Genomic DNA, 17073 nt, shown 5'->3' with positions numbered 1-17073 from the left:
AAACCCAAGGCATATAAGCAAAGAAAGGAATCTCAGCTAACTTTTGGATTTACTTAAAAAAATGGGGTAACTCCAACTATAATAAAGCATCATATAAGACATGTGCAGGATGAACTGCCTCAACATTTGTTCCATCTTTAATTTGATGACGGCAAGACGTACCAGCTGCAACCAACAATGATTCACCTTTTGCCTTTCGTACTTCAGGAAAAAGAACCAACTCGCCAATTTTCATAGATAAATCATAATGCTCTTCTTCATAACCAAAGGAACCAGCCATTCCACAACAGCCTGAAGGAATCTCTTCAGCTTTGTAATTATTCGGAATTTCTAATACTACCTTAGTATGACCTGTCTCTGATAAAGATTTTTGATAACAATGTGCATGAAACTTTATCAACTTCTCTTCATTAGTAAAGGCATTCGATGATATTTGTCCGTTGCGATACTCCTGCGCTATAAACTCTTCAAATGTAAAACAATTGCCTGCTAGTTCACTTGCTTTTTCTTTTAAGAATGCTGGTACCAACTCAACATATTCATCACGCAGGGTTAAAACAGCTGAAGGCTCTATACCAATCAAAGGTGTTTCATTATTAACAATCGCAGATAGCATTAACACATTATGTTCTGCTAATTTAGCAGCATCTGTCAACATACCTTTAGATAAATAAGTTCGTCCACTCGGTAAATGATTGGGAATCTCAACCGAGTAACCCAGCTTCTCCAACAACAGTATCGCCGTTATTCCCTCCTGAGTATCATTATAGTTGGTAAATTCATCTGCAAAAAAGTAGACTACTTTAGCATCCTTTACATTCGTATTTCTACGTTTATTCCATTTTACAAGTGACTGCCTTGAAAGATCTGGCAGCTGTCTCTTTCCAGAAACTCCGAGATACTTTTCACTCAGGCGTTTCATCCATTTACTACGTATACCTATATTATATAGATCTGAAAATGGCATTAATAGTTTGTTAATGACAGGCAACTGTGCAATTAAGCGAGAACGCAACGGCACTCCAAACTGTTCGTGATAAGAATGAATAAATTCCGCCTTTAATTTTGTCATGTCTACATTACTCGGACACTCCGTTTTACAGGCCTTACATGACAAGCATAAATCAAGTACCACTTTTACTTCATCGTATCCTAATTTCGAATCAGGCAAAGTTCCAGCAAAAAACTCGCGTAACATATTAGCTCGTGCCCGAGTCGTTTGTCGTTCGTCACGTGAACCCATATAACTCGGACACATCGTTCCTCCAATAAGTGAACTCTTTCGACAATCACCTGATCCAGTACATTTTTCGGTTGCTCTGCCTATTCCCATGGTCGATGACCAATCAAACACAGTATTGGATTGCAATTTGCCAGCAAGCTCCTTATACCGCAATGAAGTATTCATCTGCGGCGTGTCGGTTATTTTTCCAGCATTAAACAGATTATCAGGATCAAACAAATACTTAACTTCTTTAAACAACTGATAATTGTGCACCCCAACCATCAACGGAATAAATTGGCCACGCAAACGCCCATCACCATGTTCGCCACTCAAGGAACCTTTGTACTTTTTGACAATGCGTGCTGTATCAAGAGCAATCTTGTAAAACAATTCAACACCTGCGTCATCTTTCATATTAAGAACAGGTCGCATATGTAATTCGCCTGTGCCAATGTGGGCATAATACACACATTCTTTGCCATACCCATTGAGCATCGTTTTTATATCTGCTATAAAAGCAGGTAAGTCTTCGGGCCGTACAGCGGTATCTTCAATAACCGGAACAGGACGTTCATCTCCTGGCATATTAGCCAACACCCCTAAACCTGCTTTTCGGAGGTTCCATACTTTATTAATATCAGCACCATACAAAACGGGGTATGCATAACCAAAGCCCTTCTCAAGCATGGCAGCAATCATATCATTGGCCAATTGCTCAATTTCTTCTTGACTATTACGGGCAAATTCCACCAACAACAAGGCCTCAGGATCACCCTCTACAAAGAAGCGATTCTTATTTTGAAGCACATTCTTTTTGGTCAAATCCATTATAGCTTTATCCATCAGCTCAATGGCACCGGGCTTAAATTGCAAGCCTACCAGATTGGCTTCAATCGCTTCCTCCAACGAATGGAGATGAACACAAACCAAACCCTTTTCTTTAGGTGGTAATTCAATCAGGTTAAGCTTTATCTCAGTCGTAAAAAAGAGCGTACCTTCAGAACCTGCCAATAATTGACACATATTAAATTGTCCACCATCGTTTTTATATGGGTAGGATTCTATCAGATAATCTAAAGCATAACCAGTATTTCTCCTATGAATATCGGGGTGCGGAAATTCTTTGCGGATATTTCTACGATTGTCTTTATTGGTCAATACATCCCGCATTGAACTATAAATCTCACCTTCAAAAGACGATTCACGGCACTTTTGATCAAACTCCCATTGCTGAAGCTCTTTAAATACCGCCTCATCACCATTACTCAAACAACCTTTAAGCTCCAGTAAATGATCACGTGTACTACCATATATTAAGGAATGAGCACCACAGGAATTATTTCCGACCATACCTCCAATCATACATCGATTAGAGGTAGACGTTTCTGGGCCAAAAAACAAACCATAAGGCTCAAGGTACTGATTCAGCTCATCGAGGACCACACCAGGCTGAACACGCACCCACTTTTCCTTTTCGTTCAGCTCTAATATTTTATTTAAATAACGACCAACATCTACAATAAGACCGGCACCAACTACCTGCCCAGCCAGAGATGTTCCTGCAGCACGCGGTATCAGATTAATCTGGTGCTCTTTTGCAAACAAGATAACCTCCCTAATATCGATTTCATCACGAGGCGTAACAACCCCTAAAGGCTTTTCATAGTACGCCGATGCATCAGTACTATAGATAATTTTTGAAGCTTCATCAACATCAAGCCGACCTTTAATCTTTTTCCTTAATCTTTCAAAAGGATAATTACCCTCTACCATTACACGAACTATTAATAACAACTCTAATTAAAGCCAAAAAATCACATACTAAATATTTCTTAGGCCATAAATCCAGCAGCTCTGTGCATAAGACAGATAACTCCATCAATTTAAACCTTATTTTTTCGAATTTCTAAACAAATAATTATTCCCTCTGTTTTCTAGAAACACATCATATAATATTCCTATGGCAAAATCAAATTTACAAACACGAGACGATATTGAGAAATTAGTTCGCACATTTTATAGTAAAGTACAAATTGATGATTTATTAGGTCCATTTTTTAATAAAATGATAAAATCAGATGAAGAATGGGAAAAACACTACCAACTACTCACTGCTTTTTGGGAACTAAACTTAATGGATAAAAAAGGCTTTGATGGCAACCCTGCAAGAGCTCATAACAAAGTTGACAAAAGTTTTATGCACTCGATAACCACCAAGCATTTTGATCGTTGGTTAGAACTCTGGACTCTTACCATTGATAATTTATTTGAAGGTGAGTATGCCGATAAGGCCAAGCTGCGCGCTCAAAATATGGCGAAAGGCATGTACAAAAAAATTCTTGATCAACGCCCTGGAGGATTCATTTTACCAGGCAACCCATCTGACATCAAATTTGGTTAAATAACAAATAAGCAATTAAGGTACTTATTTATCCATTGAGCAACTACACTTTAATGAAGGCAAAGGCTGAGAAATAGATTATTTATTTCTTTCATAATACACATGAAAACTAAACTATTGACATATGTCATGAAGTGATTTATTTGGTATTTTAAACTTTTATTTAATCTAAATAATTACTTATTTTTGCGCTTCCAATAACCAAACAATACGCTTAGTACTGAATAAAAATCAACAATGAACTTAAAATATGCTTCGTTGTTAGATTGACGAACACGAGTTAAAGTATAATATGGCTGAAGATCAAGATAAAATATTAGAAGAAGTAACCGGCGGGGAATATAAATATGGGTTTTACACCGATATTGAAATGGAAGAATTCCCTAAAGGCTTAAACGAAGATATCGTTCGTTTGATTTCGGCGAAGAAAAATGAACCGGAATTCATGCTTGAATTTCGTTTAAAAGCCTTTCGCCACTGGCAAACAATGAAGATGCCCGACTGGGCTCATCTTAATATTCCAGAGATTGATTTCAATGACATTATTTACTATGCCGTTCCTAAAAAGAAGCCTGAACTGGAAAGCATGGACGAGGTTGATCCTGAATTAAAAGCAACATTTGATAAATTGGGCATTCCGCTTGACGAGCAAAAAGTATTAGCTGGCGTGGCCGTTGATGCTGTTATCGATAGTGTTTCGGTTAAAACAACCTATAAAGAAACGCTTGCTGAAAAAGGCATTATTTTTTGTTCGATAAGTGAAGCTATTCAGGAATACCCTGACTTAATTAAAAAGTATCTGGGTTCCGTAGTGCCACATCAGGACAACTATTTTGGCGCTTTGAATGCGGCTGTTTTTAGCGATGGCTCATTTGTATACATTCCTAAAGGTGTACGTTGCCCTATGGAACTGTCAACATATTTCCGAATCAATGCCATGAACACCGGTCAATTTGAGCGCACTTTAATCGTGGCCGATGACGACAGTTATGTCAGTTACCTAGAAGGCTGCACCGCTCCTCAACGAGACGAAAACCAGTTACATGCTGCTATTGTTGAAATTGTAGCCATGGAGCGTGCCGAAGTTAAATACTCAACGGTTCAGAATTGGTATCCGGGCGATAAGGAAGGCAAAGGTGGTATATACAACTTTGTAACCAAGCGCGCCATCTGTAAAGGTGATTATTCAAAGGTAATGTGGACACAGGTAGAAACAGGTTCTGCAATCACATGGAAATATCCGAGTTGTGTATTACAAGGCGACCATTCAGTGGGTGAATTCTACAGTGTTGCCGTTACCAATAATTACCAGCAAGCCGATACCGGAACTAAAATGATTCATCTCGGCAAGCATACACGAAGCCTGATTGTGTCAAAAGGGGTATCAGCCGGAAAAAGTCAAAACAGTTATCGTGGATTGGTTAAAGTTTCGAAAAAAGCTGAAAATGCGCGAAACTTCAGCCAGTGTGACTCCTTATTATTAGGTGATAAATGTGGCGCTCATACCTTCCCATATCTAGAGATTGCCAACAACTCAGCTAAAGTTGAGCACGAAGCAACCACATCTAAGATTGGTGAAGACCAAATATTTTATTGTAATCAACGTGGCTTAAGCACTGAAGATGCAGTTGGTTTGATTGTTAATGGCTATGTAAAAGAAGTCATCAACCAATTACCAATGGAATTTGCTGTTGAAGCACAAAAGTTATTACAAATAAGCCTTGAAGGCAGTGTGGGTTAGTCCACAAATAGTTATCACAATTAGAAACATTTATAGTATCAACATATGTTAGTCATTAAAGATTTACACGCCAAAATAGATGATAAAGAAATCTTAAGAGGCATCAACCTTGAAGTTAAACCAGGTGAAGTACATGCCATCATGGGACCAAATGGTTCTGGCAAAAGTACCTTATCATCGGTATTGGCAGGTAACGAAAAATTTGAGGTCAGTGATGGCCATGTTACCTTTAATGATAAAGATTTATTAGCTCTTGCTCCGGAAGACCGGGCGCGAGAAGGTTTATTCTTGAGTTTCCAATATCCGGTTGAAATACCAGGTGTTAGCATGGTTAACTTTATGCGAACAGCAGTAAATGAGCATCGTAAATACCGCGACGAAGAGCCGCATACTGCCAGTGAGTTTTTAAAGCTAATGCGAGAAAAGAAAAAGTTGGTTGAGATTGATTCAAACCTGACTAATCGCTCGGTTAACGAGGGATTCTCTGGTGGCGAGAAGAAAAAGAATGAGATCTTTCAAATGGCTATGCTTGAACCTAAATTGGCTATTCTTGATGAAACCGATTCGGGTTTGGACATTGATGCATTGCGTGTAGTGGCCAATGGCGTAAATAAGCTTAAGTCTGAAAACACATCAACCATTGTTATCACCCACTACCAGCGTTTATTAGACCACATTGTACCTGATTTTGTTCACGTACTTTACAAAGGTCGTATTGTAAAGTCGGCTGGTAAAGAACTGGCACTTGAGTTAGAAGAAAAAGGCTACGACTGGATCAAAAAGGAGTTTGAAGATTAATTTTAGTAATGAGTACAGAGTAGTAATCTATTACTATTCTAGAAAGTAATCTGAACACTTGAATAAACCCCGTTATTAATCGGGGCTCAATACTAAAAACAAAGATTATGAATAAAACTTGCCGAATAATCAATCTGCAAGAAGAATATAGCCAGTTATTTAAAGAGAATATTTCTCTTTTGGAAAATGGCGCACCTGAACAAATGAATGTATTAAGAGCAGCTGCTTTTGACTCCTTCATTAGCAAAGGGATTCCTTCAAACAAAGTTGAAGAATACAAGTACACTAACTTGCAACCCTATTTTAAGGGCACTTTTGATGTTGCATTTTCCTCAGATGGGGCCATCAACAACAATTCTGAAAAATTCCATTGCGGTGTACCCAATCTTGATACGTACAATGTATTTATGATTAATGGTTGGTTTGCTCAGCAAGATGAATTAAGCACGCTTCCTAAGGGTGTTATTATCGGAAGTATTCGTGATAAAGCGAAGGAGCATCCTGAAATTTTTGAGAAGTATTATAATACAAATGCACCGGTTGACTCAGATGCCATGGTGGCAATGAACACAGCCTTTGCTCAAGATGGTGCATTCGTTTATATTCCTAAAGGAGTTGTGGTTGATAAACCAATTCAACTGGTTAACATCATGACAGGTGAAAATGATCGATTGATTTTCCAACGCAATCTGGTGATTGTCGAAGAAAATGCACAGGTTAAGATGATGTTGTGCGATCACACCATTTCGCCACAGAAATTCGTAATCAATAACCTAACGGAGGTTTTCGCCAACGAAAACAGCATATTTGATGCTTACAATGTGCAAAACCAGCATAACCTTACAACACAGGTTTCTGGCATGTTTGTACACCAAAAGAAGCATTCGAATATATTAACCAATAACCTGACATTACACTCGGGCGTCACACGCAATAACATCCGTGTGACGATGGATGATGAGCGTTGCGAAAGCCATGTATATGGCTTATACCTGAGCGATAAAAATCAGCATGTCGATAACTTTACATTTATTGACCATGCAAAACCCAATTGCGAGAGTTTTGAGCTGTTTAAAGGTGTTATGGATGATTCTGCATCTGGAGCATTTACCGGACGCGTTTTGGTACGCCCCGATGCACAGCAGACTAATGCTTACCAAAGCAACAACAACTTGCTTTTGACCGAAAATGCTAAAATAAACAGCAAACCTCAGTTAGAGATTTATGCCGATGATGTTAAGTGTAGCCACGGTGCCACTGTTGGCCAGTTAGACGATGAGGCCATGTTCTATTTAAGAGCTCGGGGCATTAATGAAAATGAAGGTCGTATCCTGCTAATGTTTGCTTTTGCTTACGAGGTGATAGAAAAAATTCGTGTAGAGCCTCTTAAAGAAAACATCCGAAGTCTGGTTGAAAAACGTTTCAGAGGTGAATTTGACAAATGTGATTCATGCGTGGTTTGTGGCCAACAAGGTTCGAGCGTGAGTTGCCTTTAAAGAAAATTCTCTGATTTAGAGATAGATCATTTATTAAAATACTAAACTACGAAGACACAAAGGTCGCAAAGAAAATAAATTCATTCTTAGTGTACTTTGTGTCTTCGTAGTTAAATAATTACTGCCAGAAAATGAATATTAACATTGAACAAATCCGAAAAGACTTTCCTATTTTACAAGAGAAAGTTCACGGAAAACCATTGGTGTATTTTGATAATGCAGCCACCACGCATAAGCCTCAGGTTGTAATTGATGCTGTATCGGAAGTTTACCAGAAGTACAATAGTAATATTCATCGTGGTGTGCATCATTTAAGTAATGTTTGTACGCAGGCTCACGAAAATGCGCGCATTAAAGTGCAACAATTTATCAATGCCACGCATTCGCACGAAATAATTTTTACACGTGGCACTACCGAATCCATTAACCTTTTAGCATCTTCTTTTAGCGATACATTTTTAAAGGAAGGCGATGAGGTTTTGGTTTCACAATTAGAGCATCATTCGAACATAGTACCATGGCAATTGCTCGAAAAACGCAAAGGCATTAAGCTTCGTTATATCCCAATTAATGAGCGCGGTGAGTTAATTCTGGATAATATCGATGAATTAATTAACTCGAGAACAAAGCTGGTTTCCATTGCACACATATCCAATGCACTGGGCACTATTAACCCAATTAAAGAAATTATCGAAATTGCACACAGCAAGGACATTCCTGTATTAATTGACGGCGCACAATCTGTGCAACACCTTGAAGTCGATGTACAGGAGCTGGATTGCGATTTTTATGTTTTTAGTGGCCATAAACTATACGCGCCAACTGGTATTGGTGTACTTTATGGCAAAGAAGCATGGCTCAATATAATGGAGCCCTACCAAGGAGGTGGCGAGATGATTAAAACTGTATCATTCGAAGGCACCACTTTTAATGAATTACCATTTAAATTTGAAGCAGGTACTCCTGATTTTTCAGGTTCTGTTGGATTGGGTGCCGCCATAGATTATGTTCTGTCTATTGGCCTTGATAACATAGCTCAATATGAACATGAACTATTGGAATATGCCACTGAAAAGCTTTCTGCAATCCCAAATATTCGTTTTTTTGGTACCGCTAAAGAAAAAACCAGTGTTATCTCATTTCTGATTGGTGACATCCATCCGTTTGATATGGGAACAATGCTCGATAAGATGGGAATAGCTGTAAGAACCGGGCATCATTGCGCACAGCCGCTTATGCAGTATTACAATATCCCTGGAACAATTCGTGCATCTTTTGCCATATACAATACCAAAGAAGAAATTGATCAATTGGTTAATGGCATTGAACGTGTTGCACAACTTTTTGGCTGATTCACGATTAATTATCAATTTTGCAAGACATTTTACAACAAACGAACGATGACAATTAACGAAATACAAGAAGAAATAGTTGAAGAATTTTCAGCCTTTGATGAGTGGATGGATAAATACTCCTACTTAATTGAGATTGGTAACGACCTTGAAGGTTTTAAGGACGAATGGCGTCTGGAACAAAACCTGATTGAAGGCTGTCAGTCAAAAGTATGGGTGCATGCCGAGTTGGATAATGACAAAATTATTTATTCAGCCGACAGCGATGCCATCATCACAAAAGGCATTATTGCATTACTTATTCGTGTGTTATCAGGTCGAACACCAGATGAAATTCTAAATACAGAGCTTTCATTTGTCGAAGAAATAGGTTTGAAAGATCATTTATCACCAACCCGCTCTAACGGGTTGCTTTCAATGATGAAACAAATGCGCTTGTACGCTGTTGCTTTTAAAGCAAAGATGGGACAATAAAGTCCGAAGTATTGAAGCGCGAAGTCTGAAGATTAATTCAAACCAAGAGCAGACAGATTATATAATTATTATCAAAACAAAGCTAGCAGCAAATTGCTGACAGCCATAAGTTAGAAAAAGATGGCCAACGAGTTTTTACAATTAGAAGGAGAAATAATCAACGTCATTAAAACCATTTTCGATCCGGAAATTCCGGTGAATGTATATGACTTAGGTTTGATATACGAGATAGATGTGAATGAAGAAGGAAAAGCTCGTATTGTGATGACTTTAACATCGCCGAACTGTCCTGTGGCTGAATCATTACCTGAAGAGGTTCATGATAAAGTTGCTGCACTTGATGGCATTACTAGTGTGGACTTAAACTTAACGTTTGACCCACCCTGGACAAAAGATATGTTATCAGAAGAGGCCTTATTAGAACTTGGCTTATTATAGTCTCATAACAGGAACAATTAGACACTGAGATTTTGATTATCTCTATAACATACAAAGCTCTCATACGAGAGCTTTTTTATTAATGACGAAATATCAGACTTATTATGAATGCATTTTACACAAACCTAAATAAGAAGACATCTACCAACTACCTTAGGTTAATACTTGGCATATTAATGATAGGAGCTACTGTATACATTCAGTTTTTCTCATCTATTACACGATTTCAGCCTTATCAATTAATCTTATTATTCTTGTTTGGCGTTTATTATGCCATAATGGGTGCCGGTATGAATTTGATAAATCTTATAGCTAAATCATTTATTAACATTAGCAATGATGCAATGGTAGTAAAACCAAGCATCTTTAAAGGAAAAACCGTAATTAGCTGGAACGACATATCTGAAATTCAGATTAATATTACAGCCATCCGTATAAAGCGAACCGACAAAACTGAATTTCAGTTTGAATACCAGCAATTAGAAGATGAAGTGATTCATACACTTAAAACAGCCATCGCACATCAGGCGAAATTAAACGACATTAGCATTTCATAATGAGTATCATCAGCGAAGCATATCATCAACAGATTAGAGAAAAAGCCATTAACTTGGGCTTTGATGATATTGGTTTTGCACTTATTGAGCCTCTCGAAAACGATAAAACTAAACTAAAAGCTTGGTTAGCAAAAGGCCATCACGCAGGCATGGCGTACATGAATAACCATTTTGAAAAACGGGTTAATCCCGTATTGTTAGTTGAAGGTGCAAAAAGTATTATCTCGGTCTTGTTAAATTACACACCAAAAGAACTTCAGCATGACAAAGAAGCGCCTAAGTTGGCCCGATATGCCTACGGAAAAGATTATCATTTTGTCATAAAAGAGAAGTTACAACTACTTTTCGATTTCATTAAGACAGATATCTACTCCTCATTAGAAGGACGCGTATTTACCGATTCTGCACCCGTATTAGATCGGGCATGGGCGGTAAAAGCCGGACTAGGGTGGGTTGGTAAAAATACTAATCTTCTTCACAAAAAACTGGGCAGCTATACGCTGATTGGTGAGCTAATAACCAACCTTGAATTGAAACCTAACACGCCAATTAAAGAAGCATGTGGTGGTTGTGAGCGCTGCATCGACGCCTGCCCCACTGGTGCACTTATCAAACCCTATGAGCTGGATGCTAATAAATGTATTTCCTATTTAACTATAGAGCATCGCGAAGAAATACCTGATAATTTTAAAGGTCAATTTGAGAATTGGGCTTTTGGTTGCGACATCTGCCAGGAAGCATGTCCGTGGAACTGGAAAGCACGTCCCACAAAAGAAGACGCCTTTAAACCTCACCCAGACTTAATATCTCTTTCAACTGAGGAGTGGCACCAAATGGATAAAGAACGATTCAATGAGATATTTCGAAAATCGGCCGTGAAACGCACTAAGTTTACTGGACTAAAACGCAATCTGAACTTCTTGAAATAATCATCATAAAAAAAGCCGACTCAAGGCCGGCTTCTTATATTTTTTCAAAGTATTACGCTTTATCTGGATAATAACCTTTGATAATTCCGCGCTGCGAATTACGAACGAAAAGAATAATTTCATCACGCTCTTTCGATGCTGGCATTTCAGCTTCAATACGCTCAATAGCTTCTGAGTTATTTAATCCCATCTGGAATAAGTAACGGTAGATATTCTGGATATCCCTAATTTGTTCATTACTGTAACTACGACGACGTAAGCCAATTGAGTTAACACCAGCATATGAAATACGCTCACGACCAGCTTTTACATATGGCGGAACATCTTTACCTATAAGTGTACCACCCGAAACCATTACGTGAGCTCCAATGTGAACAAACTGGTGAATAGCTGAAGTACCTCCGATGATAGCAAAATCATCAATCACTACCTCACCGGCTACCTGCACAGCATTGGCCAAAATAACGTTATTACCAACAATTGCATCGTGTGCAATATGCGTATACGCCATTAGTAAACAATTACTTCCAACAACTGTCTTACCTTTTGCCTTTGTTCCCCTGTTAACAGTAACACACTCTCGAATGGTTGTATTATCTCCAATTTCGGCCGTTGTTTCTTCACCTGCAAACTTCAAGTCCTGAGGTACAGCTCCAATCACAGCACCTGGAAAAATCTTACAGTTTTTACCAATTCTCGAACCTTCCAGAATTGTAACATTTGAGCCAATGGTTGTTCCTTCCTCAATAACTACATTCTTATCAATGGTTACAAAAGGTTCGATAACAACATTGGGAGCAATCTTAGCTTCCGGATGGATATATGCCAATGGTTGTTTCATTTTACAGTTGTTTTAGTTCTATATTCTTTCCTGACTATTCAATCGAGAATATTCTTATTTGGTGTAAATTATTTGTTCTTCATTACTGATGCCATAAACTCGCCTTCAGATACGACCGTATCTCCTACAAAAGCTGTGCCCTTCATATTAGCCATTCCTCTCCTAAACTCGGTAAGTAATTCCAGTTTGAAAATTATGGTGTCACCTGGCACTACCTTCTTACGTAATTTTACGTTGTCAATTTTCAAGAAATAGGTACTGTAGGCACCCGGATCATCTAATTGACTCAGGATAAAAATCCCACCGGCCTGCGCCATGGCCTCAATTTGCAATACTGCTGGCATAACTGGCTCTTCAGGAAAATGGCCTACAAAGAAAGGCTCATTCATCGTCACATTTTTAACGCCTACAATATGCTTTTCGCCCAGTTCGATAATCTTATCAATTAACAAAAACGGTGGTCGATGCGGCAACATTTTTTTAATGTCATTAATGTCGCAAACAGGCGCTTTGTTAGGATCATAAAATGGTACTTCTGGCTTATTTGAACGTTTCTTGATTTCTTTGCGAATCAACTTTGCAAATTCGACATTAGCCATATGACCAGGGCGTGTAGCAATAATTCGTCCTTTAATTGGCATACCGCAAAGTGCTAAATCACCTATGACATCTAGTAACTTATGACGAGCCATCTCATTAGAGTGCACAAGCTCAACGTTATTTAAAATGCCCGTTGGCTGAACTTCGACATAAGGCTTATCAAACAAATCGGCTAATTTATTTAATTCATCCTGCGATATTTCTTTATCGATAATGATGATAGCATTATCTAAATCACCACCTTTAATAAGGTTATTCTTTAATAAAGGCTCTAACTCATGTAAAAAAACAAACGTACGACAAGCCGATACTTCACTTTCAAAATCATCAAGATTATCTAATACAGCGTACTGATTGGATAACAATAAAGATTGATCAAATGATATTTTAACATCAGCACTAAATTCATCATCTGGCAATGCCATTATTTTAATGCCACGCTCTTTATCTTCAAACACCATTTTTTCTTTCACAACGAAATATTGGCGTTCTTCTTCCTGCTCTTCTATTCCAACACTCTTAACAGCTTCAACAAAAAACTTTGAGCTACCATCTAATATTGGTGCTTCTGGTCCGTCTACTTCAATCAGACAATTATCAACTTTTAATGCCGTTAATGCCGCCAAACAATGTTCTATTGTACTTACCTTGGCGTCTCCTTTTTGAAGTACTGTACCTCTTTGAGTAAACGCAACATTTTCAGCTAAAGCATCAATCACTGGTTGACCTTCCAAATCAATTCGTTTAAACTTAAATCCATGATTGGCAGGAGCTGGCATCAATGTAAAGTTAACATTTACACCAGTATGCAAACCTGTTCCTTCTAATGTCACAGGTGCTTTTATGGTTCTTTGTTTTTCAGTCATACTATATATATTCCAAAAATCTGAATCAATTTGTTATCATTTAAGCCTTGGACTTTTTAATTAACTCGTCAAGTTGGGCTTTTAATTGAGGTAATCTTCTAAACACAACATATGAACGATGAAAATCGCCAATTTCTAAATGAGGGGAACCGAATAATACGGTATCTTCTTTTTTTATCGTTTTGCTTATTCCTGTTTGGGCACCAGCTTTTGTACCATTGGCCAAATTAATGTGACCTGCTATCCCAACCTGGCCTCCAATCATACAGTCTTTTCCAAGTTTAGTCGAACCTGCAATGCCTGTTTGTGCCGCAATAACAGTATTTTCACCAACTTCAACATTGTGCGCAATTTGAATTAGGTTATCCAATTTAACACCTTTTTCAATGACTGTAGAACCCATGGTTGCACGATCAACTGTTGTATTAGCTCCTATTTCAACATGATCATGAAGAATAACATTACCAATTTGAGCAACTTTTTTATATTCATTATTGGTATTAGGTGCAAAACCAAAACCATCGCTACCAATTACAGCACCTGCGTGAATAGTACATGAAGCGCCAATAGCACAATTTTTGTATACTTTAACACCAGAATAAACAGTAGTGTTATCACCTATTTTTACGTTATCACCAATATATGCTTGCGGATATATTTTTACATTATCGCCAATAGTTACATTATCGCCGATATAGGCAAAAGCACCTACATATACAAAATCGCCAAGGCTAGCAGAATCGCTAACAAATGATGGCTGTTCTATTCCTGTTTTTTGAGGTTGACTTTGCTCATACATCTCTAATAACTGAGCCAATGCTTCATAAGCATTAGGCACACGTATTAATGTTGAGTTAATCTCTTTTTCAGCAACGAATGAATCATTAACTATGACCACTTCTGCTTTTGTGGTATAGATATAGTGATTGTATTTTGAATTAGCTAAAAACGTAAGTGTTTCAGGCTTACCCTCTTCAATTTTAGATACATTTCTAACAATCGCTTCCTCGTTTCCTTCTACCTTACCGTTTAATAATTCGGCAATCTGACCGGCTGTAAATTTCATCTGTTTAAATTTACTTTTCAATGGTCACATGTAACTCCCACATACAGTTTATTTTACCTATCGATATTCACCTTACAAAATAAACCACACATATTCGTTTCATATGTCTAATTGTTTTCTTTAATACATGACATACCTAACTCGCCATAAAAATCTCAACCCATCCATGAGCAATTCTTTCCTATGGCGCATTTCATCTTAACAACAATGTGTTAGTCAGCCAATTAACACTCTCTCACCACAATAACAATCTGAAATTAAGTAAGATAATTAACTAGCTAAACGTCAAAAAATTTGGTGCAAATCTAGTAAATATATTTACTTTAGAAAAGCAATGTGTCTAGTTGTAACTTATCTTCAATACTCTTGGGGTAACACACATAATGCTTACGTACAGTTTTACCTAAAACCGAAAGGTTTAGCATATCCGATGCTTTTGCAATATCTTTTAATTCGTTGTTGTTATATAATATTTCTATTTTATCGTCCTTAATACTGTAAGCATTATTAGTAATCGTATCAGCAAACACTAAATATTTACTTGCTTTTGTTGACTTCAAACCGTAAGCTTCTTTTACCGCCTCCTTAATTGCCTTAATGTCTTCCGTTCTAAATGGACGATCTGATATTTTTATACGCCATAATTTACGATTCACAAATCCATTGGCTAATACCGATAGAATAACATCCTCATGCTTCGTCCATGCCTTAATGGAGCACATAATATCATCATCATCAAGCAATGTGAAGTTATACAGCACTTCCTTATCATTATGGAAACTTTCTAAATCGAGCTTTTGTTCGATAAAAAAACGTAAATGCGGTGGAACAAATAATTCCTCACCTTTTTCAATTAGTTTTTTTGCACGCTTCAATAAATGCACCAGCATTTGTTCAGCAGCTAATGCTGTTTTATGAAGGTATACCTGCCAATACATCAAGCGACGAGCCACAAGAAATTTCTCAATTGAATAAATCCCTTTCGATTCAATAACCAATTTATCATCCACAACATTAAGCATCTTGATAATGCGATCGGAACCAATCACACCTTCAGACACGCCAGAAAAGAAACTATCACGCTTAAGGTAATCCAAACGATCCATGTCTAACTGACTTGAAACTAACTGATGCAAAAACCCTTTCGGATAAGTACCATTAAAAATCTCTATTGCCATAGAGAGTTTACCATTAAACTCTTCATTGAGATGCTGCATCATAATCTGCGAAATAGCTTCATGCGACACTTCAACTAATGAATGCTCCAACACATGGCTGAATGGTCCATGACCAATATCGTGAAGTAATATGGCTGCATGAACAGCGATCGATTCTTCCTCTGATATTTCATGACCTTTAGATTGTAGGGTTTCAACAGCGGAACTCATCAGGTGCATTGCGCCAAGGGCATGCTGAAAGCGGGTATGCATCGCACCAGGATAAACTAAATGAGTTAAGCCTAATTGCTTTATACGACGAAGTCTTTGGAAATATGGATGCTCTGTTAAGTCATATAAAAGATCATAAGGGACCTTAATAAAACCATGCACAGGGTCATTAATTATCTTTCTTTTATTCACAAAATGATCATTTAGAATACCTTGCAGCCAATATACAAAAATAGGCCCATACGCCTATTATTAAATGAATCAATTAAAGAAAAGACGAATTGAACAAAGCAAATATGAGATTAAAGTAATAAGAAATTAGTCGAGCCTTATAATCATTTGGAATTATGCTCCATTATTCCTATTTTTGCGCTTGATTTACCGAGGGAATGACTTAGGGGACGAAATAGTCCCCTATTTTATTAAGCATAAAAACATGATTTCAGAATCAATAATTAAAGATCTAATTGACAAAAAGCTACAGGAAGACGAAATGTTTCTTGTAGAGTTGACAGTGGTTTCTGGCAATAAGATTCTAGTTGTTATTGATAACGACAATGGTGTACCGATAAGCTACTGCATCGAATTAAGTAAAGTTATTGAAGCAGGCCTGAATCGTGATGAAGAAGATTTCGAACTCGAAGTAGCATCTGCCGGTATTGGACAACCTTTTAAGGTGAAACGACAATACCAGAAAAATCTTGGCCGCGAAGTAGAAGTATTAACTTCGGAAGGCAAGAAATTTAAAGGAAAGCTAACAGAAGTGGGCGAAGACAGTTTTAGCGTTGAAGTTGAAGAGAAAGTAAAAGTCGAAGGCAAGAAGCGCAAAGAATTGCAGGTAAAAACGGTAAGTTGTAATTTTGACGAAGTAAAACAGGTAAAAGACATTATATCTTTTTAA

The 17073-nt window shown here is 37.6% G+C and carries 15 protein-coding genes; 10 read left to right on the top strand and 5 right to left on the bottom strand.

Annotated features, from left to right (window positions below; translation table 11 throughout):
* Positions 1–76: 76 nt before the first annotated feature.
* Positions 77–2998, bottom strand: coding sequence for an FAD-binding and (Fe-S)-binding domain-containing protein (locus JIV24_RS17275; protein ID WP_200466322.1), 2922 nt, complete (start codon positions 2996–2998; stop codon positions 77–79).
* Positions 2999–3185: 187 nt separating this feature from the next.
* Here JIV24_RS17275 and JIV24_RS17270 point away from each other — a divergent pair, with 187 nt between their 5' ends.
* The 9 genes from JIV24_RS17270 to queG all read left to right on the top strand — a co-directional run bounded on the left by JIV24_RS17270 (position 3186) and on the right by queG (position 11411).
* Positions 3186–3626, top strand: coding sequence for a group III truncated hemoglobin (locus JIV24_RS17270; RefSeq protein WP_200466321.1), 441 nt, complete (start codon positions 3186–3188; stop codon positions 3624–3626).
* A gap of 292 nt (positions 3627–3918) precedes the next feature.
* Positions 3919–5367, top strand: a complete 1449-nt coding sequence (gene sufB / locus JIV24_RS17265; RefSeq protein ID WP_200466320.1) for a Fe-S cluster assembly protein SufB — start codon at positions 3919–3921, stop codon at positions 5365–5367.
* Positions 5368–5412: 45 nt separating this feature from the next.
* Positions 5413–6165: a Fe-S cluster assembly ATPase SufC gene (gene sufC / locus JIV24_RS17260; RefSeq protein ID WP_200466319.1), complete on the top strand. Its 753-nt coding sequence runs from the start codon at positions 5413–5415 to the stop codon at positions 6163–6165.
* A gap of 107 nt (positions 6166–6272) precedes the next feature.
* Positions 6273–7661, top strand: coding sequence for a Fe-S cluster assembly protein SufD (gene sufD, locus JIV24_RS17255; RefSeq protein WP_200466318.1), 1389 nt, complete (start codon positions 6273–6275; stop codon positions 7659–7661).
* 131 nt (positions 7662–7792) lie between these two features.
* Positions 7793–9013, top strand: coding sequence for an aminotransferase class V-fold PLP-dependent enzyme (locus JIV24_RS17250; protein ID WP_234445864.1), 1221 nt, complete (start codon positions 7793–7795; stop codon positions 9011–9013).
* 48 nt (positions 9014–9061) lie between these two features.
* Complete coding sequence (locus tag JIV24_RS17245) at positions 9062–9487, top strand: SufE family protein (protein WP_200466317.1); 426 nt, start codon at positions 9062–9064, stop codon at positions 9485–9487.
* Positions 9488–9607: 120 nt separating this feature from the next.
* A complete protein-coding gene (locus JIV24_RS17240) occupies positions 9608–9925 on the top strand; it encodes an iron-sulfur cluster assembly protein (RefSeq protein ID WP_200466316.1) in 318 nt (105 codons plus the stop codon).
* Between the two features lie 104 nt (positions 9926–10029).
* On the top strand, positions 10030–10482 hold the full coding sequence (locus JIV24_RS17235) for a hypothetical protein (RefSeq protein ID WP_200466315.1): 453 nt from the start codon (positions 10030–10032) through the stop codon (positions 10480–10482).
* Positions 10482–11411 (top strand): tRNA epoxyqueuosine(34) reductase QueG, encoded by a 930-nt coding sequence (gene queG, locus JIV24_RS17230; RefSeq protein WP_200466314.1) that lies wholly within the window; start codon positions 10482–10484, stop codon positions 11409–11411. The genes JIV24_RS17235 and queG overlap by 1 nt, the downstream gene beginning before the upstream one ends.
* Positions 11412–11463: 52 nt before the next feature.
* Here the strand turns inward: queG and lpxA are convergent, their stop codons facing one another.
* From lpxA to JIV24_RS17210, 4 genes are all read right to left on the bottom strand, one after another.
* Entirely contained in the window at positions 11464–12252 is a 789-nt protein-coding gene (gene lpxA, locus JIV24_RS17225; RefSeq protein ID WP_200466313.1) for an acyl-ACP--UDP-N-acetylglucosamine O-acyltransferase, read from the bottom strand.
* 68 nt (positions 12253–12320) lie between these two features.
* Positions 12321–13718 (bottom strand): bifunctional UDP-3-O-[3-hydroxymyristoyl] N-acetylglucosamine deacetylase/3-hydroxyacyl-ACP dehydratase, encoded by a 1398-nt coding sequence (locus JIV24_RS17220; RefSeq protein WP_200466312.1) that lies wholly within the window; start codon positions 13716–13718, stop codon positions 12321–12323.
* 40 nt (positions 13719–13758) lie between these two features.
* Complete coding sequence (gene lpxD / locus JIV24_RS17215) at positions 13759–14784, bottom strand: UDP-3-O-(3-hydroxymyristoyl)glucosamine N-acyltransferase (RefSeq protein ID WP_200466311.1); 1026 nt, start codon at positions 14782–14784, stop codon at positions 13759–13761.
* Between the two features lie 323 nt (positions 14785–15107).
* Complete coding sequence (locus JIV24_RS17210) at positions 15108–16364, bottom strand: HD domain-containing protein (RefSeq protein WP_289048473.1); 1257 nt, start codon at positions 16362–16364, stop codon at positions 15108–15110.
* Between the two features lie 244 nt (positions 16365–16608).
* Here JIV24_RS17210 and rimP point away from each other — a divergent pair, with 244 nt between their 5' ends.
* Complete coding sequence (gene rimP, locus JIV24_RS17205; RefSeq protein WP_200466310.1) at positions 16609–17073, top strand: ribosome assembly cofactor RimP; 465 nt, start codon at positions 16609–16611, stop codon at positions 17071–17073.

This window comes from Carboxylicivirga marina (assembly GCF_016612505.1).
GTDB classification, from domain to species: domain Bacteria; phylum Bacteroidota; class Bacteroidia; order Bacteroidales; family Marinilabiliaceae; genus Carboxylicivirga; species Carboxylicivirga marina.
This window is presented reverse-complemented; position numbering and strand designations above follow the sequence as displayed.